Annotated in this window: 29 protein-coding genes; 19 read left to right on the forward strand and 10 right to left on the reverse strand. The window is 68.5% G+C overall.

Annotation, left to right across the window (positions count from 1 at the left end; genetic code table 11):
* Positions 1–16: 16 nt before the first annotated feature.
* From cmk to mbp1, 7 genes are all read left to right on the forward strand, one after another.
* Positions 17–715: a (d)CMP kinase gene (cmk, locus tag OG804_RS00105; RefSeq protein ID WP_328398166.1), complete on the forward strand. Its 699-nt coding sequence runs from the start codon at positions 17–19 to the stop codon at positions 713–715.
* Positions 712–2,139 (forward strand): ribosome biogenesis GTPase Der, encoded by a 1,428-nt coding sequence (der, locus tag OG804_RS00110; protein ID WP_328392530.1) that lies wholly within the window; start codon positions 712–714, stop codon positions 2,137–2,139. Before cmk ends, der begins: the two co-directional genes overlap by 4 nt.
* Positions 2,140–2,535: 396 nt before the next feature.
* On the forward strand, positions 2,536–3,414 hold the full coding sequence (locus tag OG804_RS00115) for an alpha/beta hydrolase (RefSeq protein WP_328392532.1): 879 nt from the start codon (positions 2,536–2,538) through the stop codon (positions 3,412–3,414).
* 185 nt (positions 3,415–3,599) lie between these two features.
* Positions 3,600–5,018 (forward strand): hypothetical protein, encoded by a 1,419-nt coding sequence (locus OG804_RS00120; RefSeq protein ID WP_328392534.1) that lies wholly within the window; start codon positions 3,600–3,602, stop codon positions 5,016–5,018.
* Positions 5,019–5,095: 77 nt separating this feature from the next.
* The gene (locus tag OG804_RS00125) at positions 5,096–5,602 is read left to right on the forward strand and encodes a J-domain-containing protein (RefSeq protein ID WP_328392536.1); all 507 of its coding nucleotides are present in this window, start codon (positions 5,096–5,098) and stop codon (positions 5,600–5,602) included.
* 45 nt (positions 5,603–5,647) lie between these two features.
* The gene (locus OG804_RS00130) at positions 5,648–6,076 is read left to right on the forward strand and encodes a nuclear transport factor 2 family protein (RefSeq protein WP_328392538.1); all 429 of its coding nucleotides are present in this window, start codon (positions 5,648–5,650) and stop codon (positions 6,074–6,076) included.
* A gap of 139 nt (positions 6,077–6,215) precedes the next feature.
* The gene (gene mbp1 / locus OG804_RS00135) at positions 6,216–6,494 is read left to right on the forward strand and encodes a microaggregate-binding protein 1 (protein WP_328392540.1); all 279 of its coding nucleotides are present in this window, start codon (positions 6,216–6,218) and stop codon (positions 6,492–6,494) included.
* 70 nt (positions 6,495–6,564) lie between these two features.
* Here the strand turns inward: mbp1 and OG804_RS00140 are convergent, their stop codons facing one another.
* From OG804_RS00140 to OG804_RS00165, 6 genes are all read right to left on the reverse strand, one after another.
* A complete protein-coding gene (locus OG804_RS00140; protein ID WP_328392542.1) occupies positions 6,565–7,320 on the reverse strand; it encodes a metallophosphoesterase family protein in 756 nt (251 codons plus the stop codon).
* 24 nt (positions 7,321–7,344) lie between these two features.
* A complete protein-coding gene (locus tag OG804_RS00145) occupies positions 7,345–7,611 on the reverse strand; it encodes a BON domain-containing protein (protein WP_328392544.1) in 267 nt (88 codons plus the stop codon).
* Positions 7,612–8,196, reverse strand: coding sequence for a nucleotidyltransferase family protein (locus tag OG804_RS00150; protein ID WP_328392546.1), 585 nt, complete (start codon positions 8,194–8,196; stop codon positions 7,612–7,614). It lies immediately after the preceding gene.
* A gap of 112 nt (positions 8,197–8,308) precedes the next feature.
* Entirely contained in the window at positions 8,309–8,659 is a 351-nt protein-coding gene (locus OG804_RS32205) for a CDGSH iron-sulfur domain-containing protein (protein WP_442941703.1), read from the reverse strand.
* Positions 8,640–9,299, reverse strand: coding sequence for a class I SAM-dependent methyltransferase (locus tag OG804_RS00160; protein ID WP_328392548.1), 660 nt, complete (start codon positions 9,297–9,299; stop codon positions 8,640–8,642). Before OG804_RS00160 ends, OG804_RS32205 begins: the two co-directional genes overlap by 20 nt.
* Positions 9,296–10,306, reverse strand: a complete 1,011-nt coding sequence (locus OG804_RS00165; protein ID WP_328392550.1) for an iron-containing redox enzyme family protein — start codon at positions 10,304–10,306, stop codon at positions 9,296–9,298. Before OG804_RS00165 ends, OG804_RS00160 begins: the two co-directional genes overlap by 4 nt.
* 612 nt (positions 10,307–10,918) lie before the next feature.
* Between OG804_RS00165 and OG804_RS00170 the strand changes: the two genes are divergently transcribed.
* From OG804_RS00170 to OG804_RS00185, 4 genes are all read left to right on the forward strand, one after another.
* Positions 10,919–11,323, forward strand: coding sequence for an STAS domain-containing protein (locus OG804_RS00170; protein WP_328392553.1), 405 nt, complete (start codon positions 10,919–10,921; stop codon positions 11,321–11,323).
* Between the two features lie 134 nt (positions 11,324–11,457).
* Entirely contained in the window at positions 11,458–12,102 is a 645-nt protein-coding gene (locus tag OG804_RS00175) for a PAS and ANTAR domain-containing protein (RefSeq protein ID WP_328398170.1), read from the forward strand.
* A gap of 169 nt (positions 12,103–12,271) precedes the next feature.
* Positions 12,272–12,712: an ATP-binding protein gene (locus tag OG804_RS00180; protein WP_328392555.1), complete on the forward strand. Its 441-nt coding sequence runs from the start codon at positions 12,272–12,274 to the stop codon at positions 12,710–12,712.
* A complete protein-coding gene (locus OG804_RS00185) occupies positions 12,702–13,517 on the forward strand; it encodes a SigB/SigF/SigG family RNA polymerase sigma factor (RefSeq protein WP_328392557.1) in 816 nt (271 codons plus the stop codon). Before OG804_RS00180 ends, OG804_RS00185 begins: the two co-directional genes overlap by 11 nt.
* 23 nt (positions 13,518–13,540) lie before the next feature.
* Here the strand turns inward: OG804_RS00185 and OG804_RS00190 are convergent, their stop codons facing one another.
* On the reverse strand, positions 13,541–14,080 hold the full coding sequence (locus OG804_RS00190) for a mycothiol transferase (protein WP_328392559.1): 540 nt from the start codon (positions 14,078–14,080) through the stop codon (positions 13,541–13,543).
* A gap of 211 nt (positions 14,081–14,291) precedes the next feature.
* Between OG804_RS00190 and OG804_RS00195 the strand changes: the two genes are divergently transcribed.
* Entirely contained in the window at positions 14,292–14,771 is a 480-nt protein-coding gene (locus OG804_RS00195) for a nuclear transport factor 2 family protein (protein ID WP_328392561.1), read from the forward strand.
* 3 nt (positions 14,772–14,774) lie between these two features.
* Here the strand turns inward: OG804_RS00195 and OG804_RS00200 are convergent, their stop codons facing one another.
* On the reverse strand, positions 14,775–15,815 hold the full coding sequence (locus OG804_RS00200; protein ID WP_328392563.1) for an NAD(P)-dependent alcohol dehydrogenase: 1,041 nt from the start codon (positions 15,813–15,815) through the stop codon (positions 14,775–14,777).
* A 173-nt stretch (positions 15,816–15,988) separates the two neighbouring features.
* Here OG804_RS00200 and OG804_RS00205 point away from each other — a divergent pair, with 173 nt between their 5' ends.
* The 6 genes from OG804_RS00205 (at position 15,989) to OG804_RS00230 (ending at position 21,539) form a co-directional block, all read left to right on the forward strand.
* Entirely contained in the window at positions 15,989–17,335 is a 1,347-nt protein-coding gene (locus OG804_RS00205) for a flavin-containing monooxygenase (protein ID WP_328392566.1), read from the forward strand.
* The gene (locus OG804_RS00210; RefSeq protein ID WP_328392568.1) at positions 17,332–17,994 is read left to right on the forward strand and encodes a TetR/AcrR family transcriptional regulator; all 663 of its coding nucleotides are present in this window, start codon (positions 17,332–17,334) and stop codon (positions 17,992–17,994) included. The genes OG804_RS00205 and OG804_RS00210 overlap by 4 nt, the downstream gene beginning before the upstream one ends.
* Positions 17,991–18,968: an alpha/beta hydrolase gene (locus tag OG804_RS00215; protein ID WP_328392570.1), complete on the forward strand. Its 978-nt coding sequence runs from the start codon at positions 17,991–17,993 to the stop codon at positions 18,966–18,968. The genes OG804_RS00210 and OG804_RS00215 overlap by 4 nt, the downstream gene beginning before the upstream one ends.
* 375 nt (positions 18,969–19,343) lie before the next feature.
* The gene (locus OG804_RS00220; RefSeq protein WP_328392572.1) at positions 19,344–19,568 is read left to right on the forward strand and encodes a hypothetical protein; all 225 of its coding nucleotides are present in this window, start codon (positions 19,344–19,346) and stop codon (positions 19,566–19,568) included.
* Positions 19,565–20,863 (forward strand): hypothetical protein, encoded by a 1,299-nt coding sequence (locus OG804_RS00225; RefSeq protein WP_328392574.1) that lies wholly within the window; start codon positions 19,565–19,567, stop codon positions 20,861–20,863. The genes OG804_RS00220 and OG804_RS00225 overlap by 4 nt, the downstream gene beginning before the upstream one ends.
* 175 nt (positions 20,864–21,038) lie before the next feature.
* Positions 21,039–21,539: a L,D-transpeptidase gene (locus OG804_RS00230; RefSeq protein ID WP_328392576.1), complete on the forward strand. Its 501-nt coding sequence runs from the start codon at positions 21,039–21,041 to the stop codon at positions 21,537–21,539.
* Positions 21,540–21,785: 246 nt separating this feature from the next.
* Here the strand turns inward: OG804_RS00230 and OG804_RS00235 are convergent, their stop codons facing one another.
* Positions 21,786–22,037 carry a hypothetical protein gene (locus tag OG804_RS00235; protein ID WP_328392578.1) on the reverse strand — a complete coding sequence of 84 codons (252 nt, stop codon included), beginning with the start codon at positions 22,035–22,037 and terminating at the stop codon, positions 21,786–21,788.
* A gap of 10 nt (positions 22,038–22,047) precedes the next feature.
* Positions 22,048–23,778, reverse strand: a complete 1,731-nt coding sequence (locus OG804_RS00240; RefSeq protein WP_328392580.1) for a sodium:solute symporter family protein — start codon at positions 23,776–23,778, stop codon at positions 22,048–22,050.
* 349 nt (positions 23,779–24,127) lie between these two features.
* Here OG804_RS00240 and OG804_RS00245 point away from each other — a divergent pair, with 349 nt between their 5' ends.
* A complete protein-coding gene (locus OG804_RS00245) occupies positions 24,128–26,899 on the forward strand; it encodes a hypothetical protein (protein WP_328392582.1) in 2,772 nt (923 codons plus the stop codon).
* Positions 26,900–26,945 lie beyond the last annotated feature (46 nt).

Raw genomic sequence — 26,945 nt, forward strand, 5'->3', positions numbered from 1 at the left:
GTCGCTGGTGGTCGCGATGGACGGGCCCTCGGGTACCGGGAAATCCAGTGTTTCGCGCCGGCTGGCGGTCCGGTTGTCGGCCCGCTACCTCGACACCGGCGCCATGTACCGGGTCGCGACCCTGCAGGTGCTGCGGGCGGGGATCGACCCGGCCGACAGCGCGGCGGTGGTCGCGGAGGTCACCGATATGCCGTTGCGGATCGGTACCGATCCGCAACGGGAACTGATCGAGCTCGGCGGCGACGACGTCCGTGACGAGATCCGCGGGCCCGAGGTCACCGCGGCGGTCTCGGCGGTCTCGGCGGTGCCCGAGGTGCGCGAGCAGTTGGTGGCTCTGCAACGTGAGATCGCCGTGAGCGCGGGTCGCATCGTGGTCGAGGGCCGCGATATCGGCACCACCGTGCTGCCCGACGCCGATGCCAAGATCTACTTGACCGCGTCCGCGCCGGCGCGCGCTCATCGGCGCAATCAGCAGAACATCGCCGAGGGCCGCGGTGACGACTACGACGGGGTGCTCGCCGACGTGGAGCGCCGCGATCGCCTCGATTCGACCCGTGCGGTATCGCCGCTGCGGCGAGCCGAGGACGCGGTCCAGGTCGACACCAGCGACCTGACCATGGACCAAACCATCGAAGAGCTGTATCGCGAGGTCGGCCGGCAGTTGGACCGGCCGCGGGATCGCCATGCGGTACGACGCCGGGGAGCTGCCGGATGAGCGGGGACACTATGAGCGACGTGCTCGCCGGAGACGGCATTTGGAGCGACGAATCGGAATGGGAGGTCACCGACCTCGCGGGTGATGCGGAGGCCGACGATCACCGGCCGATGCCCACCCTGGCCGTGGTCGGCCGGCCGAATGTCGGGAAGTCGACGCTGGTGAACCGTATTCTCGGCCGCCGTGAAGCGGTGGTCGAGGATGTGCCGGGGGTGACCCGCGACCGGGTCTCCTACGAGGCGACGTGGGCGGGTCGGCGTTTCTGGGTGCAGGACACCGGCGGCTGGGAACCGGACGCCAAGGGCCTGCAGCAGTCCGTGGCACGGCAGGCCGAGCTCGCGATGAACACCGCCGACGCCATCGTGCTGGTCGTCGATGCGGTGGTCGGCGCGACGGCCACCGACGAGGCCGCCGTGAAGGTGCTGCGGCGGGCGAAGACGCCGGTCATCCTGGTCGCCAACAAGGTCGACGATCAGCGGCTGGAGTCCGACGCGGCCGCGCTGTGGTCGCTGGGGCTGGGCGAGCCGCGGATGGTTTCGGCCGCCCACGGCCGCGGTACCGGCGATCTGCTCGACGATGTGCTCGACGTGCTGCCGGAGACCCCGCGCGAAGGCGGCGGGGTCGCCGGCGGGCCGCGGCGGGTGGCGCTGGTCGGGAAACCGAATGTCGGCAAGTCGAGCCTGCTGAACAAGCTGAGCGGCGACGAGCGCTCGGTGGTGCACGATGTCGCCGGCACCACCGTCGACCCGGTGGACTCGCTGGTGGAACTGGGCGAGAAGGTGTGGCGTTTCGTCGACACCGCCGGTCTGCGGCGCAAGGTCGCCAATGCCAGCGGTACCGAGTACTACGCGTCGTTGCGCACCAAATCGGCGTTGGAGGCCTCCGAGGTGGCGATCATGCTGATCGACGCCTCCCAGCCTCTCACCGAACAGGATCTGCGGGTGATCAGCCTCGTGGCCGATTCCGGGCGGGCGCTGGTACTGGCGTTCAACAAATGGGATCTGGTGGACGAGGATCGGCGCCTGCAGCTCGAGCGCGAGGTGGATCGCGATCTCGTGCGGGTGCCGTGGGCCCAGCGGGTCAATATCTCCGCGCAGACCGGCCGGGCGGTGCAGAAACTGGTACCGGCGATGGAGACCGCGCTCGAATCGTGGGACAAGCGCATTCCGACCGGCCGGCTGAACACCTGGCTGAAAGAGGTCGTCGCCGCGACCCCGCCGCCGATGCGCGGTGGCAGGTTGCCGCGCGTGATGTTCGCGACCCAGGCGACCACCAGGCCGCCGACGTTCGTGCTGTTCACCACCGGTTTCCTGGAGGCCGGGTACCGGCGGTTCCTGGAGCGGCGGCTGCGCGAGGAGTTCGGGTTCGACGGGTCGCCGGTGCGCATCTCGGTGCGGGTCCGGGAGAAGCGCGCGAGGAAGTGAACCGGCAGCTCACCCGCCGCTGTGGCGGGTGAGCTCCGGCGACCATCGGCCGCGGGCGGGTGTCGTTCTTTGTCGGAGCGGCGAAGCCCGTTCCGGCGCAATACATTTCGCTGGCACAGTGGACGCAACTGTACGGCACGGGGAAACCCGGCGGCGGGCCGCTCCACCGTTGCGTCGGCGCGAGCGGTGGCGGCGTCGCCGTCGAGGTCCGCGCCGTGCCGACCGACGCCGCGGACAGGCCTGGGGGTGTCCGGTAGCGATATGCCCGGCTGTCCCATCTCATCTGGCGTTAAGGTAGCGCCCGCCGCGGCGGGCGCATCGGAATATGCTCCGGGGAGCCGGGTCGATTCGGCCCAGGTCTCGCGCCCGCTGTGGGTGCGGAGTGAGGAGGCGTTCATGGCCAGTCGCCGCACCCGGGCGCTCTCGGTGTTCCTGCGGGTCACGCGCAAACGCGGGATGGCGACCCCGGAGAAGGCCCGCGCCGCGATGGCCGAACCCGTCGGCGCCCATACCCCGCCGGGGCGGCTGTGGCGACGGCACCGGGTCACCAGCCGTACGGTCGACGGCTTCCCGTGCTACACGGTGGCATCCCGGACGGCGCCGGAATCCGGCAAGGTCGTGATCTATGTGCACGGCGGCAGCTTCTTCCGCGAGATCAGCTGGTGGCACTGGCGGTTCATCGACCGGCTGGCCACGGCGGGGCACCGGGTCGAGGTGCCGATCTATCCGCTGGCGCCGCAGTACACCTATCGGGCGGCGCAACCGTTTCTGACCTCGGTCTACCGGCAGGTGCTCGGTGACGTGGACGCGGGACGGGTGGTCCTGGCCGGGGATTCGGCCGGCGGCACCCTGGCGTTGCTGCTGGCCCAGTCGCTGCCGGCGGCCGGGCTGCCTGCCCCGGCGCGGCTGATCCTGTTGGCGCCGTGCCTCGATATGCGACTGGCGAATCCGGAGATCGATCAGGTGGAAGCCGTGGACCCGTGGCTGGCGCGGCCCGGACTGCTCAAGGCCGGCCGGGTCTGGGCGGGTGGGGACGATCTGGGGCTGCCCGCGCTCAGCCCGATCAACGGTCCGGTGGACGGACTGCCGGATATCGATATCTTCGTCGGCACCCACGACATCCTGTATCCCGACGCGCGGCTTTTCGCCGAACGTGCCGGGGCAGGAGTGTGTTTCATCGAGGCGCCCGGGGCTTTCCATGTCTATCCGCTGGCCCCGGTGCCCGAGGCAGTGCCCGCCGTGAAAGCCGTTCTGAGCACTGTCGACGCACTCTGAACCGGCCGTCGGCGTCGCCGGTCCACACGGAACCGCGACGCCGCCACGGGAACTCGTGAACAGCCTGTGAACGCCCACGGAATTCGGTTGTTTGGACCGTGACGATGCATCGCGGAGCAAAGCCCGGTACCGTTCCCGGGCGTGACTACTTGTCTGCCATCGAATTACCCGAGGCGGGAGCCGTAATGACTGTCGAACCGCCGCTCGAGGACGATGTCACGCAACTGGCCCAGCGCGTCGAACACGCCCGCGGCCGGCTGGCCTACCAGTTCGACCCCGCCCTCACCGAGGCGCTGTCGGAGTCGGAGCTGCACGCCGAACGCGAACTCGCCGAGCGGATCCGCGAACAGGAGCGCGGGCAGCGCTGGAAGGAGATCCAATCGGTCGCCTCGCACAACGATCGCGCGAGGCAGACCACCGAGCAGATCGAGAAGGCGGATATGCGCGACCTCTTGCTCGCCCGTAAAGCCATCGCCGCTCAACGCCGGGAGTCCAGCCCGCACGCCAAGCTCGCCTCGTTGTACCGGCATCGAGCCTGGTCGCTGCGCGCACTGGCCGGGGTGGTCGGTTCCGGGATGCTCTGGTCGGCCGTCAACGTGCAGCAGAACATCGCGCCCACCGGCCCGAGCGACCCGCTGTTCTGGTTCAGCTACCTGCTGGAAGGCATGATCAGTGCTTGCTTGATCATCATCATGATCGGCACCAACAAGGTGGCCGAATGGGGTGTGATCAACAACCGGAAGCAGACTGCCGCCGCCGAGATCGCCCTGCTCACGCTGACCATCGGGCTGAACACCTACCCGTACCTGAGACTCGGTGAGTGGTACGACTCCGCTGTGCACGCGGTCGCGCCGGTGATGATCGGTGTCGCGCTGCTCATCCACGATGCGGCGAGCAGCCGGTACGGGATGGCGATCCTGCGGGCGACCGAACAGGTCAGGGTGCTGCCCGACCCGGCCGAACAGATCCGCAACAGCCTGCCCCGGGTGAGTCTGCGTCTCGGTACCCCGGCGAGCGAGGCCCATTCGGGCCCGGTCGTGGAGCCGGCCAAACCGGCCGCGCTGGAATCCACAGCCAAGAAGCCCTCGTCCACCGCCTCCTCGGGTTCGGCCTTCCGGTCGGATAGCAAGGGCGGTGATATGGGAAAACGCCGGGCGGGGGACTTGGCGGAGGTGACGTCGGGCCTGATCGGCCGGACCAGCTCCCTGCTGGACGAAATGGCGGCGAACTCGCCGCTTTTCGACGATGATCCGGCCATGTCCAAACCCGCCGAAACCACCGATAAACTCCCGGTAGCCAAGCCTGCGTCCGCCACGGTCACCAAGAAGATCGCCGGCCTCGGCCAGGCCAAGCGCGCGGCCGCGGGCAGCGGTACCGGAAACGGCGCCGAGGGAGCCAAGAACGGCTCATCGGACGGCAAGGGCAAGATGTCCGGGGACAAGGAGACCGACGAGTTCTTGGATGTCGTGCGCTCCTCCGACGGCTACGACACCGGCCAGTTCCGAGTGGCCGATATCCTCGAACAGGAACTCGCCGAACTGCAGGCGGAGCGTCGCCGGGCCCGCTCCGGCCGCGCCCGCAGCAGCTCTACCAACGGGGCCTGATCGGATCCGGGCCGGGACTGTGTTCGCGCCCGGACAGGCCCGCTACGGTGGAGTGCAGGTGTCGGTGAGGAGCAGCGATGTCCGAGCGCAAACCCGCGGGAGTCGACGTCGAATCCTGGGTCGATCGCAAGATTCGCGAAGCCACCGAACGTGGCGAGTTCGAGAATCTGCCGGGCGCCGGTAAGCCGCTTCCGGGTGCGGGCCACCCGTACCACGACGAAAACGGCTGGCTACGGGACTATCTGCGGCGCGAAGGGGTGAGCGGCGACGTCATGCTGCCACCCTCGCTGCTGTTGCGCCGCGATGTGGAGCGGCTCCCGGAGACGGTGCGTGAGTCGACCTCCGAAGCGGATGTGCGCGCGACGGTCACGGCCCTCAATCGGCGGATCGTCGACTGGCTGCGGCTGCCCGCCGGACCACCGGTACCCCTCGCTGCGGTCGACGCCGACGAAGTGGTCCGGGAATGGCGGGCCGCTCGGTCGGCGACCGCTGCCGCGCCCACCGGCAGGCCGGATACCGGGCGGGCGGGTTCGGCGACCGGGCCGCGGGCCGGCCGGTGGCGCAGGATCTTCGGCGGCCGCTGAGCCGATAGCGCCCGGTGCGCCGGGCCCGTGCGGTTGTATGGAGGGATGGATGCACGGACCCTCGCCGATCGCCTGGAGATCACCGATCTGCTCACCCGCTACGCCACCGCTGTCGACAGCAAGGACTGGGCGCTGTACCGAACGGTGTTCACCGCTGACGCGCAGATCGACTACACCACGGCCGGTGGACCCACCGGGGATCTGGAAACGGTGGTGTCGCTGCTGTCCCAACAGCTGGAACTGTTCACCCGCACGCAGCATTTCATCTCGAATATCGCGGTCGAACTGGACGGGGACGCCGCGAAGGTACGGGCGATGTTCTTCAACCCGATGATCGTCACCCCGGGTAAGCAGTTCACCTGTGGGGGTTGGTACAACCACGACCTGGTGCGCACCCCGGACGGCTGGCGCAGCGCCCGGCTGTACGAGGAATCGGCCTGGTTCGACGGTATCGAGGCGGCGTTCGCCCCGTAACCCCGGCGAACCCCGGTAGCCCGGTCACCGCTGTGAGGGGGGACACCCGAACTGTGCGGTGGGAACGGATTGAGCCCGGACCACCCGGGTATGCGACCGGTGTCCGACCCGAACAACCGTCGATTCGGAGGTGTATGACGTGGCCGACAAGGACACCGCACGCGAAGGGATCGAAGGCGTCGTCGAAGGCGCGAAAGGAAAGGTCAAGGAGGCCGCGGGGGCGGTCCTCGACAACGACTCCCTGCGTGCTGAAGGTAAGGCCCAGCAGGACAAGGGCACCGCGCAGCGGACTGCCGCAGAGAAGGAGGCCGAGGCGGACAAAGAACGTCTCGATGCCGCCAACGCCGAACAGCGCCAGCGCGCCCAGCAGGATTCGGGCGGCGACGAGAGCGCGACGCCGACAGCCGGGGATCACTGACCCGGCGCCCGCGGCAGGCGTATGACGAGCGACGGCGACCACCTGGAGGTGGTCGCCGTCGCTCGTCTTCTCATCCCGCCGGTACGGTCTCGCTGTGGTCGGGTTCCTTGTCCGGCCTCGGGTGCAGTTCGTACACCGCGTACGCCGACCGGATGACCGGCTGTGCGACATTGCGGACCCGGATCCCGCCCGGTGTGGTCCCGCGCTCGGTTCCGGCGTGCGCGTGGCCGTGCAGCGCGAGATCGACCCCGTGCGTGTCGACGGGTTCACCGAGCAGATAGGAGCCCAGAAAAGGGTAGATCTCCCGCGGCTCACCGTGGAGGGTGTCGCTGACCGGCGAGTAGTGGGTGAGGACCACGGTGGCGTCGGTGTCGAGGCCGGCCAGCGCGGTGTCCAGACCCCCGGCCAGTTCCACTGTGTGCCCGGCGAATTCGCGCATGAGGCGTTCACCGAACACACTCGCGCATTTGCCCGCGAAACCGCCGCCGAATCCCTTCGTGCCCGCGATTCCCAGCGTCCGGCCGCCGATATCGATCGTGGTCGCGGTGCCCTCCAGGACCGTGATCCCCGTCGACCCGAGCAGGTCGGTGATCTCGGCCTGAGCGTCGCTGTGATGGTCGTGATTGCCCAGGACCGCGACCACAGGGACTCCCACATCCGCGAACTCGGCGGCCACCACCTCCGCTTCCGGCAGGGTCCCGTGCTTGGTCAGGTCACCGGCCAGCAGCAGCACATCGGCGTGCTCCGGTAATCCGCGTAACGCGGGACGCAGTGTCCCCCGCGAATCGGTCCCCAGATGGACATCCCCCACAGCGGCGATCCGCATCGGTGTACTCCCTTCCGCCCGGTGTCATTCACCGAGGTCCTCGCATTCGCCCGGGCCGGGCGCCGCGGTCACGTGTACGTCGTTGTGGATCGGGGCCTCCGGCGCGATCTCGTGCACGATGTCCTCCAGCACGCGCCGCCGCTGCGCGGTACGCACCTCGCCGTCGAGTACCACTACATCCCCGCGGATCCGGACCCGTACGCCCTGCTCGGCCGTACGGGGGTCCTCGGTCAGCGCTCGATGCAGTTCGGCGGCCAGGTATTCCGCCGGTCGTTTCTGGATTTCCGACATCTATCCGGCCTTCCCTGAGGTCCGAGCGGTTGTGCGGGTATCGGCGATCCGCAGGTCGTCGATGAGTCCGAGAAAGGCGCGCGCGTAGGGCGAATGCTCGGTCTGCGTGCGCACCGACGGCCAGTCGACTTGTTCGCGCAGGTCACGCGAGATCCGCAGCAGCGGGCTCAAATCGAGCCGGTGGGCGTCGAAGACCAGGAGTTTGTCGACCAGCAGGTCGGTACCGTCCACCACCGGAGCCAGCGTCGGGCCGACCCGCATGACCTCCGCCCGTTCCAGCAGCGCGTCGTCGACCTCCCGGTTGTTCGGCCGGTGGATGACATCGATGAGGGTGTCGCCGTCGTAGGCCTTGGTGAGCCAGTCCTCCGCGGCGTCCGCGACGCGCAGCCCCGCCTTGGCCAGTTCGGTGCGGGCGCGCGCGCAATCGGCGGGTTTTACGAAGAGATCGACATCATGGTCCGAGGGCGGTCCGCCGCGCGCGTATACGGCGCACCCTCCTGCCACTGCGAAAGGTATGCCCTGGTGGGTCAGGGCGTTCGCGGCTCGGGTCAGCGCGTGCAGCAATTGCTGCTCGGTGGGAGCCATGTGCAGCGGCTACCCCGAATCGGTCCCGCCAATCAGCCTGTGACTGCGACCGCAAGGCCCACCGCGACCCTCGCGAAAACCGCGACGAGTCGGAGGTGTCCGCCCCGCGCTCTCAGCGGCTTCCGCCGGATCGCCGGGGCCCGCGCCGGTGGCTGGTATCGCACAGGGGATAGCTCCCGGATCGTTTGCACAGACAGATCGCGACGAGGAAGCGGTCGCCGCGGAGCACCGCACCGGTGGCGGTGACGAGTTCGACCGGACCCTCGACCAGCGCCGGCCCCTCCGCGGTGAAGATGATCCGCCGCGCCTCCCCGGCCGCGTCCAGTTGCTCGGCAGTCGCGCTGTCGGCGCACGCGCGTTCCGGCGGCTCCGCGTCCCGGTCGACCACGCCGTCGCCCAGCGCCGGGGCGCGACGCCGAATCGCGGCCAGCAGCTCGTCCGGATCAGCAGGTTCGGTCGGCACGGATGACCACCAACTCCTCGTGCTGTTGTCCGGGCCGGATCAAACCGCGGGCACGCAGCCAATCGCTGCGGCCGCGCATCACCGGTCCGAAAGGGATCACGGTGCGCGCGACGACCGACGCCTTCAACCCGCCCGCACGCAACCGGACAAGGCTGGAAGCTATGCCGGAAACAGCGGAATGAACGATCAGCGCGGTCCCGCCGATACCGAGCAGACCCGGCATCATCGTGCACAGGGGGTCCAGCAGCAGGCGGCCGTGCCACCCGGCATCCCAGGCGCGGGCCGCCCCGCCACCCGGCAGCACGCCTTCGCTCGGGACATAGGGCGGATTGGCCACCACCACGTCGAACGTGCGCCCCTGCACGACCCGCGTGACATCCCCGCACACCAGTTCCAGCCGCACCCCGGCGAGCATGCTGTTGAACCATGCCGAGGCCAGCGCGGCCCGGGACATGTCCACCGCCGTCACCGCCGCGGCCCCGGAACGCGCGGCATGGATCGCCAGCGCCCCGGTTCCGGTACAGGCGTCGAGTACCTGGGCGCCGCTCGGCAGTGCCGCCTGCGTCATCGCCCGGGCCAGCAGCCGGGTATCCGACTGCGGGCGGTACACCCCCGGGCCGCGGACCAGCACCGGACTCACCGGTCCGTGGCCCGCAGTGAGCTGTCACCGGCCTGCCAGTACCTCAGCATCGATTCGGCGCACCGGCTTTCCAGGAAGTCGGTCGCCTGTATCCCGAAGACCACCGATTCGGCCAGGCCGGGTTCCCGGGCCAGCAGATCGCCGAGCACCTCCCGGCGTACGACCTGTTCGTGCACGGCGTCCGCCGTCACGTGTTCACGGTAGAAACGCAGACAGTCCGGATGAGCCGAGAAACGGTGCAGCGTCTCGGCCAGGAGTTGAGAGGCCGGTGAGGAGGAGATCTCCACGGCCGCGAAATGCCCCACGAGGGCCCCGCGCAGCGACCGGTGCAGCCCGAACATCGACATCATGTCGACCAGCGCGAGCATGGGCGCCGGGACGATGTCGAGGTAGTGCAGGTAATCGTCGGCCAGCCCGGCGCCGCGCAGCAGGTCGGCATAGAGCCTGGCGTGTATCCGGTCGGCCCGGCCGCCGCCGAACTCGTCGAACTCGATCGCCACCAGTCCGGCTTTGGCCCGGCCGCGCAGGCGCGGGATCACCCAGGCGACGGGGTCGGCCTCCTTGTGGTGATAGACCGACCGGTGGACGAAGTATTCGCGCAGCTGCCACCAGGTTCCCTCGGTGCTCAGCCAGCCCGGGAGACCGCCGGTCGCGGGCGCGGTCAGCAGCCGCTCCAGTTCGGCGTCGACATCCCCGCCGCCGGGCACATCGGACCGTAGCGCCGTGCGAAACCGGCGCTCGAGTTCCGCGCGCAGGCGCAGGAGTCCGGGATCCCACTCCCATTCCGGGTCGACTTCCTGGAAACCCTGGTAGTGCAGTTCATAACAGGTGTGCAGGGTCAGCTGGAAATCGTCGCCGTAGGGGTCGGCGCCGTCCGGGACTTCGGGTACCGCGTGTCCGGGTTCGCCGGTCAGCAGCGCCACCAGATCGGCCGACAGCGGGCCCCGGGGGACCGGCAACCGCAGGGCTCGAACAGCACCGTCGCTCGCGGAGAGAGTTCCGACCATGGATTCGCCTTTCGCCGGCATCGAACGTCCGGATCGCTGGGCGGCGGCGGGTTCGCGGCCGGAGATCCGGCCGGGTACGACGTGTCGAGCGGCAACCGGCGCGCCCCGATGGCGTCGGAGGAGCCGAAAACCTGCGGAGGTTTATCCAGTTGCTGATAGTCGACACTGCTCATGGCCGCACCGTTCCGATTGGTTCCGCCCTGCGCGGGCACGGTATCGCCGATTACAGATCACTTCTGAATCCGCCGGTGGTCTCCGCGGAGTACACACCGGCGCGACCGCGGTCAGACTAGCCATTGTCCTGGAAACCTCCGCCGCTGTCCATCGGCTGTGCCGCGGGGCCGCGCCGTGGCCGCAGGCGGTCGGCCGTCCTCCACCCACGCGGTGCGGCTGTCGGGGCGGACCTCGGGGGCCCGATGCCGCAGAGCCGGCGAGCGGTGTACACCGGCCCGTGGCCGTGCCAGAATGAGGCCAGGTTGAAAACATGCAGCCGATCCCGGTACCGGGTATGCCGTTGTCCGGGCTCGACGGTCGGGGTCCAGCGCCCTTGCTCGCATCTGCCCACAGTGCGCACACCAACCGGAAATCCCTCACTCCACGGACGGGATCGATATGTCGGTTACCACCGCTTCGTACCAGGTCGGCCAACATCGTAAGCAGGGGCAGCGGGCCGCGGCCGGTCACACATGGTCCCGGCGCAGCAGCGAGAATCCCGGGTGTGTGATCGCCCGTGTGGAGGGCGAACTCGACGCGGTTCTGCACGACGAGTTACGTGGTCTGCTCGCTCGCAGCGGTTCGGCCCTGTTCCGCGTGGTGGTGCTGGATCTGCGCGCTACCACGTTCATGAGCATCCGGGCCGCGGTCATGCTGGCCGAGGCCAAGGCCGACGTCTGGCGTGCCGGGGTCGAACTGCGCTTGGTCAGCGGGCGCAAGGAAGTCGAGCGTGCGCTGGAGGTCGCGGGTGTGCGTCCGCAGTTCCGCTACTTCCCGTCCCTGCGCGCGGCGCTCACAACCTGATCGCTACCGCGTGTCCAGCACGGCCGGTCGCCCCGGCCGTGCTGTCGCGATGACGTGATTTCGCGCAGCGAGCGGAAACGGTCGATACTCGAGCTGTGACCCTGGACAACGGCGATACCACCGACGAAGCCGACTTGCTGGACGCGATCGCGACGGCCGGCTTGTCGCAGTGCGCCGGCGCCTTCCGATTCTGGTTCGCCGGCCAACGCTGGGAGTGGTCCGAGGCCGTGGCGCGGATGCACGGGTATCCGCCCGAGCCGATGACGCCCAGTACCGAGTTGCTGCTCGGCCACAAACATCCCGATGACCGTGCCAGGGTGGAGAGCGCACTCGCGAAATCGGTGGCCGATTCGGCGCCCTTCTGCAGCAGACATCGAATCGTCGACACCGCGGGCGACACCCGGCAGGTCCTGGTGGTCGCCGACGCCATGGTCGACGAGGACGGTTCGCTGGTCGGCTCGGCCGGTTACTACGTGGATCTGACCGAGACACTGGCGGAGCAACGACAGGAGACGTTGCAGGACACGCTGCCGGAGCTGTACGCCGCGCGCGCGGTGATCGAACAGGCCAAAGGCGCGCTGATGCTCGTCTACGGAATCAGCGCCGACCAGGCGTTCCGGGTGCTGATCTGGCGTTCACAGGAGACGAACACCAAACTGCGGGCGTTGGCCGCGCAGCTGGTGGGCGAACTCGGTTCGGTCGAACACGCCTCGCCCGCCTTGCGCACGGAATTCGACCATCTGCTGCTGACCGTGCACGAGCGGATCGACGGCGCCTGAGCCGGTCGGTGTTTCGCACACTCGGACACGGGTATGTGCGCATGTGACAATCAGGCCGACATCCGAGGACAGACAACCGCGGCGTCACCGAAGATCACGGGCAGAACGAGGCCCGGCGGGCGCCCCCGCCCGCCGCGGGGCGGGCGGCAGGAACGAGGTGGTGGTGCGCATGACGGAGAGAGTCTCCGACTCCGTGTATACGACATCGGCGGATACGACCGTCGGCGTGCGGATCCCGGCCCGGCAGGAGCAGCTGGTGATGCTGCGCGCGCTGGCCGAGACAGTGTCGCTGATTGCCGATTTCGGCCTGGACGAGGTGACCGATATCCGGCTCGCCCTCGATGAAGTGGCCACCTCGCTGATCGCGGCCGCGGTTCCCGGTTCGGCCCTGGGGTGCGATTTCGATTACGACGAGCACCGCATGACAGTGCGCGTAACCTCGATCTCGGAGGTCGATTCGCTCCGGGATCAGGAAGGCTTCGGCTGGCATATCGTGCGGACGCTGACCCGCTCGGTCAGCGTGGTGCAGCACCCCTACGACGTGGCGAGCGGCGGGTACCCGACCGATGTCGAGTTCAGCTGGTTCCGAGGAGGCGCCGATGGCGGATGAGGGACCGAGGGGGGACCCCGGGCCTTCGCGCCGCCATCGTGGCACCGACAGCTACGACAATATCGAGCCGTTGTTCGGCAAACTCGCCGCGCTGCCCGAGGGCGACCCGGATCGGGCGGATCTGCGCGAGGAGATCATGCGGCGGTGTCTGCCGCTGGCCGAGCATATCGCCAGGAAGTTCGCCGGCCGCGGGGAGAACTACGACGACCTGCTCCAGGTGGCCCGCCTGGGACTGGTGAACGCGGTGGACCGGTTCGACATATCGCGGGGATCGTCGTTCCTGTCGTTCGCGGTGCCCACGATCATGGGCGAAGTGCGCCGGCATTTCCGGGACAACACATGGTCGGTTCGGGTGCCGCGCCGGGTCAAAGAACTACAGCTGAATCTGGGACCCACCATCGAGATCCTGTCGCAGCGTCTCGGCCGGGTGCCGCGGGCCCGGGAGATCGCCGCGGAACTGGAGATCGACCTGGTGGAAGTGACGCAGGCGCTCATCGCCGGTAACGCCTACCAGGCGTCCTCGCTGGACGCGCCGGTCGGCGAGGACAGTGAGAGCACGGCGCTGCCGCTGGTGGAGTCGCTGGGTGCGGAGGAGCCGTCGTTCGGTTGGCTGGAGGACTATCTCGCCGTCGAACCGCTGCTGGGGGAACTTTCCGAGCGTGAGCGCCAGGTACTGCGGATGCGGTTCTTCGAATCGCGGACCCAGTCCCAGATAGCCGAGCAGTTGGGGGTGTCGCAGATGCATATCTCGCGGATACTGTCGCGCACGCTCGGCTGGCTGCGCGAGCAGGCTCTGCGGGACTAGCGGTCGCGATCGGTGGCCGGGTGTCAGCCGGCGGCCGCCTGATCGGTGCGGCGGTCCATGGACCGCGACAGCAGGCCGCGGATGAAGGCGGCCTGGCCCACGTGCTGGAGATCGTCGCCGATGACGCTCACCAGGCGGACCCCCATGGTGACGGGCGGGTCCCAGTCGGTGTCGACGACGGTGGACAGGTCCTGATCGGTCAACGCGCCCACGAACCCGACGGTGTGCGCGTGGACGGCGTCGTGGTATCCGGTCAGCAGTTCGGCCGGGGCGCGGACCAGTGCCACCTCGGCGGGCGTATCGCCGTAGCCGGTGGCGTGCCGGTGGACGGGCAGGTCGAATCTCTCGTACCAGCCGCGACCGGTCCACAGCGAGTCGGTGGCCGCGAGTTCGGCCACGTGCTCGTCCTGCACCCGGGTGAGATGCCAGACCAGCCAGGCGATGGAATTGGCGGCGGGGTCGAGGCGGTGGTTCAGGGCGTCCTCGCCGAGTCCGTCGACCGATTCGTGGACCACTGCGCGGATCCGGTCGAACGCGTCGGTGAGTATGTCGGCACTGTGCATTGTCGTCTCCGTCGCTCTTCGGGTGCGATGGGTGGGACCACCTCAGTCCGGTCGGGGGGACCGGTGGTCCGGTAGCGGCGCAGTACCACCGTTCGCTGCGGGCAAACCGTGGCCCGCGGCGTCGGCCGGTGCGCGGACCGAGGACGCCTGTCCTCCGGCAAAAATAGAACATGTTCTTGCCGCAGCCGGTCGCTCGTGCCAAGGTGAATCCATGGATCTGCAGGCACTCGAACTCCTCCGCGGTCTCAAATACCGGTACTTCCGGACTCTGGATCTGAAGCAGTGGGACGATTTCGCCGCCACCCTCGACCCCGAGATCGAAGCGCGCTACGGTACGCACGCCATGGGTGAGGAGCTGACCCTCGACGGCCGGGACGCGGTGGTCGGATTCATGCGCGAGAACATGGGACCGGGCATCGTCACCACCCATGTCGCCAACCATCCGGAGATCACTGTCGACGGTGATACCGCGACCGGCAGCTGGCTCTTCGAGGACACCGTGCTCGCGACCGAGTTCGGAGTGCTGATCCGCGGCGCCGGGTACTACACCGACCGCTATCGCCGCGGTGCGGACGGGATATGGCGGATCCACGCCACCTCCTACGTCCGGATCTACGAATCCTCGCAGTCGCTGGCCGACACCCCCAGTCACACCCTGCTCAGCAATATGTGGGCGGCCGGCTCGGCCTGACGCTCAGGGCACCAGTACCGCGCGGCCCCGGATCCTGCCCTGTTCGAGCAATGCGTAGGCGTGCGCGCCGTCGGCGAGGTCGAACTGCTGGGTGTGCGCGGCGATCCGCCCTGCCCTGGCGAGCGCGATACTGTCGATGAGATCGCGTTTGGTGCCACCGTAGGATTTGCGCACGGTGGCGCCCCAGGGCAGTCCGGGGCCGCCGGCGGGGCCCGCGGTGATCCCCGGATCGCCGTCGCCCAGCCCGATCATCCGATAGGCCCCGTTGGGCCCCACGGACTCGACCGAGAGTGTGGCCGTCGCGTCGACTCCGACGAAATCGAAGACCGCCTCCGCACCGCGGCCGCCGGTCATGTCGAGAATTCGGGTCGCGGTATCCGCGTCGGCCGTGAGTCCCTCGTGCGCACCGCATTCCGCGGCCAGTTCGAGTTTGTCCGGGTCGGTGTCGACGGCGACCACCCGCGCCGCGGTGAGCGCTCGCAGGATCTGGATGCCGACGTGCCCGAGCCCGCCGGCGCCGATCACCACCGCGGTCGCCCCGGGGTAGAGCTGGTCGCGGGCGCCGCGGATGGCGTGATAGCTGGTCAGTGCGGCGTCGGCCAGCGGCGCGGCGGCGACGAAATCCATCTCGCCGATCGGGACGAACGAAGCCGCGGGCACCGCCACGTATTCGGCCATTCCGCCGTCGGGGCCGAGTCCGGGGCAGGGCGGCATGGCGACCCGCCCGGCCGCCCGGCACACGTTCTCGTTGCCGCTCGCGCATTCGGGACAGTTCCCGCACGACCAGCACAGGTACACCACACCGCGTTCGCCGGTCGCGCGGCCTTCGACATGGTCGCCCAGGGCGGCGATCGTGCCCGCGATCTCGTGTCCCAGGGTCAGCGGCTCCTCGCGGACCTTGAAGGGGAGATGAAGAACGTGCAGGTCGGAATGGCATATCCCGGAGGCGCCGACGCGGATCAGGAGTTCACCCGGACCGGGTTCGGGGGTGGGGACCTCGCGTAGCTCGAGAGTGCCGGGTTCGGTGAGTTGCAGGGCTCTCATGAATTTCCTCCCGGTCCGGCCGACTATGGCGTGCCTCACAAAATAGGCTCCCCGGCCGCGGGCTGACAAGGGTTGATTTTTATTGACACCTGTCAAACGGAACTCTATGGTCGCATGTGACCGGCGTCACCTAGGCGGCCGATCGTTGTCGGCGCAGTGTTCCAGGAGGTCGTATGTCGAAGCCGAACGTCGCGGTCATCGGAGCAGGCATCAGCGGTTTGACCACCGGAAAGATGTTGGGCGACTACGGAATTCCGTACACCTGTTTCGAATCCTCCGACCGCATCGGCGGTAACTGGGCTTTCGGCAATCCGAACGGACACTCCAGTGCCTATCGGTCACTGCACATCGATACGTCGAAGTATCAGCTCTCGTTCCGCGACTACCCGATGCCGGACTCCTATCCCGACTTTCCGCACCACAGCCTCATCAAGGAGTACCTCGAGGGCTATGCGGCGGCGTTCGATCTGAAACGCGCCATCGAATTCGGCAACGGAGTCGCCCACGCTCGTCCCGCGGCCGGGGGCGGCTGGGAGATCGAGACCCGGGCCGGTGACGAGCGGCGCTTCGATCTGCTGGTCGTCGCGAACGGCCACCACTGGGACCCGCGGCTGCCCGATTTCCCCGGTGAGTTCACCGGGGAGTCCATCCACTCGCATGCCTACATCGACCCGCGCACACCGCTGGATCTCTACGGGAAACGAATCCTGATCGTCGGAATCGGCAACAGTGCCGCCGATATCACCGTCGAGCTGTCCTCGCGTGCCATGGACAACGAGGTGTGGTTGTCCACGCGCTCGAGTGCGTGGGTGGTGCCTAAATACTTCGCGGGAACACCGGCCGACCGTTATTTCCGCACCGTGCCCTATGTCCCGCTGTCCTGGCAGCGCAAGATCACCCAGATATTCACACCCCTGGTGTCCGGCGATCCCGTGAAATACGGACTGCCCGAGCCGAACCACAAATTCTTCGAGGCCCATCCCACTCAGTCGGTGGAGTTGCCGCTGCGGCTCGGTTCCGGCGATGTGGTGGCCAAACCGGATATCCGCCGATTGGACGGGGCTACGGTGCATTTCGTGGACGGTTCGCAGCACGATTTCGATGTCATCATCTACTGCACGGGCTACAACATCACCTTTCCTTTCTTCGATCCGGAATTCATCAGCGCACCGGACAATCGGATCGCGCTGTACAAGCGCATCTTCGAACCGGGGATCGATGATCTGGCGTTCGTAGGGTTCGCGCAGCCGTTCCCCACGCTCTTCCCCTTCGTCGAATGCCAGGCCCGCCTGGTGGCCGCCTACGCGGCAGGCCACTACCGGCCGCCGCCGGAGGAGACGATGCGCCGGGTCATCGTCGCCGACCAGCAGCGATTCACCGGGCACATCGTGGACCGGCCCCGGCATACCCAGCAGCTGGACTATTGGGTGTACGAACGTGATCTGCGGCGCACGGAGATGCCGGCCGGCCTGCGCCGGGCCCGGGAATACGGGCCGAAGCCGGTGGGCCGGGCCCGATGACCGCCCGCCCCCGCACCGATCGGCGCGCCCCGCAGCGCGGCGACCGACGTCGCAGTGCGCTGTTGACGGCGCTGGACGAGCTGCTGCGCGATAACGGCGGCCTGCTCGAACCGATCAATATCGCCGAGATATCCCGCCGGGCCGGGCTCACCCGCTCCGCGTTCTATTTCTACTTCGAGAACAAGGCCGCCGCCGTCGCTGCCGCGCTCGAGGAAATGTACGACGAAGCCTTCGCTGTCAACGACATTCTCGTCGGATCTGGTCCGCCCGCCGAGCGCATCGAACGGACCATCCGGGGGCTCGTCGAATACTGGGACCGCCACCGCCACCTGTACAGCGCGGTGCTGGCCGCGCGTAGCTCGTCCCCGAGTATGCGGGAGATGTGGGAGGCCGACCGTCAGGCGTTCATCCCCTCCATCGCGGCCATGATCGAGGCCGAACGCGCCGCGGGCCGGGCGCCGGCCGGCGGCGACGCCACGGCCGTCGCCGACGTCCTGCTCCTGCTCAACGAGCGTCTGCTCGAACGACTCACCTTCGGCGCCGAACTGGACCGGGACCGCTATATCGACTCCGTGGTCACGATCTGGCTGCGGTCGATCTACGGCCGCGACCCCGACCCGGCTGTCGCCGCACCCATCACTGCGAGGAACGACTCATGACGCTGCGCGATCTTCCGGACCCGCTCGCCGCGACCGGATACACCGAGGTGACCTTCCGTTCCGGTGACGACCAGTGCCACGCCTGGCACTTCCCGGCCGTCGGTCCCGACCTCGAAGGGCCGGACGGGCGGCCGATCGCGGTGATGGCGCACGGTTTCGGGGGCACCAAGGATTCCGGTCTCGAACCGTACGCGCGCGCCTATGCCGCGGCCGGAATCGATGTCCTGGCCTTCGACTTCCGGTATTTCGGAGCCAGTGGGGGGCTGCCGCGGCAGCGGGTGCGGATGGCCGAACAACTCGCCGACTACCGGGCGGCCGTGCTCGCCGCGGCCCGGTTGCCGGGTGTGGACCCGCGCCGGGTGGTGCTCTGGGGCGTATCGCTGTCCGGCGGCCACGTGTTCGCCGCCGGCGCCGCCGCGAGCGCCACATCGCGGGATTCGTCCGTGGCCCGTGCCGCGATCGCGGCGATCGTCTCGGTGACACCACTGGTGGACGGCCGGGCGGCGGGTGTGCTGGCGGCGAAAGAGGGTGGGGCCGTCGCGGTACTGCGCGGTGCGTTCGGTGCGGTCCGGGCTCGGTGGGACAGCGTGACCGGCGGATCCGGACTGATCCCGCTGACCGGCCGGCCCGGCGAACTCGCGGCCCTCACCCTGGACGGGTACTACGACTCCTATCGTGCGCTCGCCGGACCTACGTGGCGCAATGAGATCGATGCGAGTGTGCTGATGCAGCTTCCCGGCTACCGCCCCGCGCGGGCGGCGGCCGGGCTGAACCTGCCGGTGCTGGTGCAGATCGCCGATTTCGACCGCGGTGCGCCGCCGCGTGCCGCGGCCGAGGCCGCCTTCGCGGCGCGGGCGGAGGTCCGTCACTATCCGTGTGACCATTTCGGCATCTGGCCCGGCAATCCTTGGTACGAACCCGCCGTGGCTCATCAGTTGCTGTTCCTGCGGCGGCAACTCGCCGTGGACGCCTGACGTCGCGGCGGCGGCCGAGCTGGTTCGGCACCGGTGATACGGCCGCCTGCGGGCCGGTGAATGCTCTCACCCGCCGCGGGCCGGCGAGCCGCCACGGCCCGCATAGTCGTACGGATTACCGCACTGAACTGGGAGCCACGGTAGGACACTGCCGCTCGGCCGCGGGAACGCGGCGGCCCGCGAACCGGGCGCGGCCCCTGCGGTAGCGTCACCGGCACCCCCCGGTGATGTGAGACAAGGACAAATTGCAGGCAGATAACACCAGTTGTGAATGCCCTTACGTTCATGAGGATTCGGCATATCGTCGTGCGGGTAATACCTGGGGTCGGCGGTGGTTTCGCGGCTGCCGGCCACTGATTGAGACACAGGAGCAGAATGAGTGCCAAAACTGAACTCGTCCACGAGCTGAACGGACCCACCGCAGCCTCGGAAATGCTCTCCGATCAGGAGATCGAGGATTTGCTCGGATTGTTCCGCGGCGCCCAGAAACAGGAGAAGGACCTGCTCATCGAGGCCGTCAACGGAATGATCCGGTTCTTTCCGCCGCCGTTCCGGACGATCACCCGCCGGATCATGTTCGGGGACGCGCTCGAGGGATGAGTGATCTGGTCACCCGCGCGCAGATGATCCTGCTCGCGCGCACGCTACACGTGCCTGTCGAACGGATCTCCTATCTCGAACGACTCGGCGCCGAACATCTGCACGAACTGGAGCAGCGGATTTCGGGCCGGATCTTCGAATATCACGGAGAGATGTTCAAACGGATCGGGCGATTGATCCCGATCATTCCGCTCACGGTCTCGCTGCCACTGGTGCAGCGCATCGTGCCGCCCATGATGACCGGCCGCGCGGCCGGCGCCGTCGGCGTGGAATACCCCGACGCCGCCGCCGATACGCTCACCATGCTCAAAACCGCGTACGCCGCGGATTGCACACCGTATGTGGATCCCAAGGCGCTCGGTGAACTGGGCGACATCATGGCCGCCGAACCGCTGGTCGCCATCGTGAACGAAGTCCTGCGCCGCAAGGACCACATCACGGCCGGTCCGTTCCTCGAATTCGCCTCGCCGAAAATGGTCGAGGCCGTCGAGCGTGGAACCCTCGACGACGAGGGCATCATCTTCTCCGCCGCGTACGCGTACTCCGCGCCCGCGATCAGCAACATACTGCGCCAGTTGCTGAACGGCCGGTCGAGACGGATTCCGCGAATGATGGAGACGGTGCTGGCCGGTTCGCCGGAACTGAAGGAAGCGGCGATCTCGGTGATGTCACGAGCGTCCAAGGACGTGGTCTCCGAGATCGGCGATGTCCTGCTCTCGATCGCCACGCCGGAGGCTCTCGGCAAGCTCGGCGCCCATGTCATCCAGAAGGGCGCCGCGCCGGAACTGATGACGTTCGTCTCCAAGCTCAGCCAGCCGGGTCTGCAGCGGATGGCGATGAATCCGATTTTCGCCAATACCGCCGCCCTCACCGCGATCGTGGAATCTCTGCTCATCGCGTTCCAGACCGGCCCGTGGCGTGGACTGCTGATGCTGGCCGAACGCAGCCACCCCGATGTGCAGCGTTACATCGTGGGCCTGGTCGTGCGGATGCCGGTGGAGCAGATCGCCGAACTCCCGTCGGTCGCCAATGCCGACGATCTGTGGCCGGAGCTGCTGCGGCTGCTGGCGGTCGCCGATGATCCCTCACAACGGCGGATCGGCTCGGTATGGGCGCAGCTCCCGCCGGAACGGCGGGCCGTACTGCACCGGCGGATCGCCGAACTCCAACTGGACTCGCAGCTGGGCGGGATCGTCGAAGAGGTCCCCAATGTCTCGGTGGAGGAGGTGTTCTACCAGCGTCGGCGACGCCAGCGTCGGCGCGGCGCCGCCTCCGATAGCTGGAGTGTGGCCTGATCGGCGATTGGCCGCTGCTCAGCCTGGGGATCAGCGTCCGATTTCGGCGCGTTCTCGGAATTTGCGGCCCACAGTCCGGATAATTTGGGTACCTTCGTGTAGGTCTCTGATTTTGCTCGGAATTTGCTATCCATCGCCAAGCGCGGCGGCAAATCGAGGAAAAGAGGTCGGCACGATGAGCAACGGACAGTTCCTCCCACGGATACGTCGTACGGCTGTGCTCACCGGTATCGCGGCGGCGGTGCTGGCGCCGATGGCGCCGGCGCTCGCCGAACCACTGTGGCCGAACGGGCCGAATGTGCCCGGTGTGCCGGCCGTCATCCCCACCGAGGCGCCGTGTTCACCGGCGGCCCGAGCATGTCTGCGTTTGTCCAGCAATGAGGTCTGGTTGATGGACAACGGGAAGGTCACCTACGGCCCGACGCCCATGTCGCACGGTATGCAGGGCTTCGAGACTCCACCCGGAGTGTTCCACGTGGCGTTCAAAGAGCTGTATCACTGGAGCACGATGCACAACGCTCCGATGCACTACGCGGTGTTCTTCAACGGCGATATCGCGTTCCATATCGGGCCGGTGGAGCATAAATCGCACGGTTGCATCCGGCTGACCGAGCCCGGCGCCGTCGCGGTCTACCACTATCTGAACCCCGGCGATGTGGTCGAGGTCGTTCCCTGACCCGCTGACACTCGCGTACCCGCACACCGTCGGCCGGCCCCCTTGTTCGACCCGGGGAGCGCGGCGCGCAGCGGGTTTCGTACGCTTGCCCGATGTGGATCATCGTGGTCGTGTCGATAGTCAGTTGTGTGCTCATCGCCATCGGCTTCGCCTTCGGCCTGCCGGACTGACCACGCACTGACGGCGTGACAGCCCGCCCGGTACTACCGGGCGGGCATGTTCGCGTCACCGGGATGCCGGGCGGGATCAGCCGAGATGCTTCTCGGTCTCCGGATCGGGTCCGGGTGCCGGGCGGTCCACCGCGACGGGGCGCAGCCGCGCCCAGGCCAGGAAGGCGACGGCGACCGCCACCATGGCCAGCCCGGCCCACAGATTGACATTGATGCCGCCGGTTTTGGCTTCTTCGTCGGCGGTGTTGTGGACGAGTCCGGTGATCACCAGGACGACGCCGTAGACGCCCAGCAGGCCGCCGACGATGGTGCGGATATCGAAGAGCACGATGGTTGTCCTATCCGGTGACGATATTGAGGACGATCACGATCACCAGCGCGATACCCGCCAGCAGTACCGGGCGCTGATACCAGGGCAGGGTGGCGGCTTCGGGATCGGTGCGCAGCGCGCGCGGGGTCTCCGAATACACCAGGCCGACCAGTTCGGCCGCCGGTCTCGGCACGGTCACCAGGGTGACGATCACACTGACCAGGATATCCACCACGAAGGCGGCGCCGGCGGCGACGAAACTGGCCCCTTGACCGGACAGTGAGATGACTTCCGTCTCGTTCAGGATGAAGATGGTGACCGCCACCGCGGTACCGGACACCAGGCCGGTCCAACCGGCCGTCGGAGTCATCCGCTTCCAGAACATGCCCAGGATGAACGTGGCGAACAGGGGTGCGTTGAAGAAGCTGAACAGCGTCTGCAGGTAGTCCATGATGTTGCTGAAACCGCCCGCGATGAACGCGGTGAAGATGGCGGCGATGGTGGCGCCGACGGTGGCCAGGCGTCCGACCCTCAGGTAGTAGCCGTCGGATTTGTCCTTGACCACGTACTGCTGCCACAGATCGATACTGAAGACCGTGTTGAACGCCGAGACGTTCGCCGCCATACCCGCCATGAACGCGGCCAGCAGCCCGGCCAGGCCCACCCCCAGCAGCCCGTTGGGCAGCACTTCCTTCATCAGGTAGAGCAGCGCCTGGTTGTAGGTGACGTCGCTGTCCACATCCGGGTTCGCGGTGACCGCCTGCTTGTACTCGGCCATCTGCGGCACCAGCACCGCGCTGATCATCCCGGGGATGATCACGATCAGCGGGATGAAGATCTTCGGGTACGCGCCGATGATCGGAGTGCGGCGCGCGGCGGCGATGGAATGCGTCGCCAGGGCGCGCTGCACCTCGACGAAGTTGGTGGTCCAGTAGCCGAACGACAGCACGAAACCGAGGCCGAACACGATGCCGAGGATCGACAGGAAATCGTTGGCGAACCCGGAAAGGGCGTTGCCCGGCCAGGAATCCAGCTGCTCGGCGCCCCCGGGGGAGGCGGCCACCCGGTCCTGGAATCCGGACCAGCCGCCGACGCGGTGCAGACCGATCAGGGTGAGCGGGAGCAACGCGGCCACGATGACGAAGAACTGCAGCACCTCGTTGTAGATCGCCGCGGAAAGGCCGCCGAGGGTGATGTAGGACAGCACGATCACTGCCGCCACGATCACCGATACCCACAGCGGCCAGCCCAGCAGGACGTTGACGATGGTGCCGAGCAGATACAGGTTCACACCGGCGATGAGGACCTGGGCGACCGCGAAACTCAGCGCGTTCACCAGATGTGCCCCGGTGCCGAAGCGGCGGCGCATGAACTCCGGCACACTGCGCACCTTGGAGCCGTAATAGAAGGGCATCATCACGACACCGAGGAACAGCATGGCCGGAACCGCGCCGATCCAGAAGTAGTGGAAGGCGGGGAAACCGTATTCCGCCCCGTTGGCCGACATTCCCATGATCTCGACCGCGCCCAGATTGGCGGAGATGAACGCCAGTCCGGTGACCCAGGCCGGGAGCGAGCGGCCCGACAGGAAGAAGTCCATACTCGACGAAACCCGCTGGCGGGCCATCAGGCCGATGCCGAGGACGAATACGAAGTAGAGGGCGACGATCGCGTAGTCGACCGGCAGCGCGTCGAGCCGTAGCACCTCACCTTCCGCGAACAGTGGAATGACCTCGTGGAATTGCTGATACTGCGGCATACGACGTTCTCCTCGAAGCGGTCCCGGACAACCGCGCGCAGCTCGCCTCATCGCGTCTACCGATGGCTGGCCGCACTACCAGACCGGCTCTGGTGTATCAAACGTACCGCGCAAGACGGGCGCCCGGGCGGTGTCGGGAGGAACTGGCGTGTCCGTGGACAGGTGCGCGGTCGCCGCTTCGCCGGACTGCGAGCGCCGGGATGCGGGCGCACGCTCTCGTCCGCTGTCCCGCGTCTTGCTACCATGGAGGGCAGCGCATCCAATCGCATTGTGCGCCAGGGAATTTCGGAGATCCCTGGCGCCCCTGTGGTGTGCGCGGGTTTTCGTGGTCACCGAAGTAGGGGTCGCCGTGATTGTACGCGTGCAGAGCACCGAATTGTCCGGCGTGCAGCGCTTCGTGCGCCGGCTGATCACCGATTGGGGCGCGGGCGGCGGCCGTCTCGGTGGCGTCGCGCTGCTCGGCGCACCGGTCGAGCGCTCCCGGCGGCGGTCCGCGCCGGCGCCGGATCTGCTGGTCTGGACCCCGTACGGCTGCACCCTGGTGGTGCTGGCCGACTTCGGGTCGGTCCAGCACGGTGTGCTCGAGACCGCGCCCACCGGTCGCTGGCGGATCGGGGAGAGCGCCGCGGATCTGCGTACCGGAAAGTCCACGCCGAATCCGATACTGCGCGGCCGCAAACAACGCGGCGAACTGGCCGCGCTGTTCCGTCGGCACGGGCTGTCCGAGCATATCGACGTACTCGTCGTGCTCATCCCCAAAACCGGTTCCCGGATCAGCTGGACCCCCCATCCGCCGGAGCCGGGGACCGAGACGATCCTGGTCCGGATCGGGCAGTCGGCGAGCTTCACCGAGTATTTCGAACGGTCGGCGTCCAGTGGGATCCGCTGGCGTGCCGACGATATCGCGCGGGCTTTCGAGGCCCTGGGAGCAGCGCGGGACCTGCCCGATTCCGATGGCCTGGCGGACGAGGGATTCGCCGCCGCGTCACAGCGGACAGCGGCCGCCCCCGCCGCGGCGGCCGGGCCGACCACTCCCGGGGCGAGCGTGTGGAAGTCGGTGAGTGCCGTTCCGGCGCTGTTCGGCCTGTCCGAGCGGCCGGCGGGGCAGCATGGTGCGGGGGAAGGCTCCGGTCCGTCGGCGGATCGATCGGCCGGATCGGCGCAATCGCCGGCGCGGTGGTCGTCCCCGTCCGGGGAGCAGGGGAATCGAGACGCACCGGACCCACGCGCCGTTGAGAATTCGGACAGTGGTCGCCCGGGGCGTGGGGAGTCCGCGGGCGCGGGTGGTCCCGATCTGCCGCGGGTCGAGCATGATCGGCCGGCGGGCCAGGGCGCCGCGGCGGATTTCGGCGCTTCGGGCGCGACCGATGGGCCGGGTTCCCCGCCGATCCCGAATGATGGGTTCGCCGGTCGGGCCGCGGGCGCCGATGGCGCCTCGTCTCGCCCGAGAGTCTCCGCGGACCGCGTCGCGGCCGAGGAGCCCGGTGCGGGGCCGGCGTCGAATCCGTACGACGCTCCCGGGGCAGAGACGTCGCCGGGGCGCGCCGACGCGCGCGCGGTACCGCGGCGCGATGAGCTCGCGGCACGCCGCACGAAGGCCGCGGCGGACGATGCTCACGAACGCGGCCGTGGCGGACGGCACGAGGGAAGGCCCGGGTTGCGAGCCCTCCCGGCGATGATGGCGGCGAATCGACGGTCGTCGCGAACAGCGGACGATGATCATCTCGAGGCGCCGGAGCAGCAGGTCCCGGATGCGCGATCGGATCGGGGGAGTGCCCCGGGCACGGGGGCGAGGTCGGCGGGATCGCCTTCGACGCGGGAACGCTCGGCCGGAGCTGTTCTGAGCGACGGCGTGGCGGAAGGACGCGGCGGGACAGCGCCGGGACAGGAGGTGTCCCGCGATTCCGCCGCCGTGCGGGCCGCGGGCACCGGTCCGGAGCCCGGAAGCCCGGCCGGTCCGGGTGGGGCCGAGCACACAGAGTCCGCTGTCTCGCGGTCCGAACGCACGGGGTCCGAACGCTCGCGGTCCGAACCTACTGGGTCCGAACGCTCGCGGTCCGAACCTACTGGGTCCGAACGCTCGCGGTCCGAACCTACTGGGTCCGAACGCTCGCGGTCCGAACCTACTGGGTCCGAACACTCGCGGTCCGAACCTACTGGGTCCGAACACTCGCGGTCCGAACCTACTGGGTCCGAACACTCGCCGTCCGGACCCACGGGGCCCGAACGCACTGGGTCCGAACACTCGCGGTCCGGACCCACGGAGTCCGAACACTCGCGGCGCGAACCCCTGGGGTCCGAACGCCCGCGGCTCGAACACTCGTGGCGCGGACACGAAGGACGCGGGAACCGACTCGGGGGCGCGATCTCGGATCGAGTGCGGCGCGGGGTCGCGGAGGCCCGATCGATTCCGGACCGGGCGCGCCGCGCCGCGGTGCCGACGACGACGCGCCCGCCCCGAGCGCCGGGCGGCGGGCGCACCTCTGGAGAGGCCGGGCGTCGGCGGCGGGACCTGCGATATCCGGCGGCACTGGGTGCGGCCGCCGTGGCGCTCGCCGCGGTGGCGGCCACGGTATTCGCGGCGTCCGGTTTCGCCCGGTTCGATGTGGCCGAATACAGCGCGCTGTGTGACGGCGGGGAGGGGAACCCGGCTGCCGCGCCGTATTCGGGGGCCGGGCCCAGCCCGGTGTATCTCGGCGGCGAACTCGCCGAGTTCGCCGATATCGGGCCATCCGCGGTCTGGCGCCCGATCGACCCGGGCGCGGTCCAGTTGGTCGCCTGTGTGGCCGAAGCGCGGCGCGGCGATCTCGTCCGCACCTGCCAGTACCCGCCCGCACCCGGGCAGCCGGTGGGCCGCACGCTGAATCTGTTCGGGAGGGCCTACCGGCTCACCGTGTACGAGGCCCGCACCGGAAACCGGTTGGCCGCGATCGACCTCACCGGGGACCGGTTCGCCACCGACCCCGCCGTCGCGGAGTCGGATCCGTGCCGGGCGGCCGCCGGGGCCCCGGAAGACGGGCTGCCGGGCCGCCGGTACAGCAGGCCGTCGCGCCAGCAGGTCCAGGAGGCGTTGACCCCGTTCGTGGCACCGGCGACGCAGCGGATCCGGGCCGCGCGCTGACAGCCGGCCGGCGCGGGCCGCGATCGCCCGTCGTTTCCGGATCGTG

It is taken from the genome of Nocardia sp. NBC_00416 (assembly GCF_036032445.1).
GTDB lineage: Bacteria > Actinomycetota > Actinomycetes > Mycobacteriales > Mycobacteriaceae > Nocardia.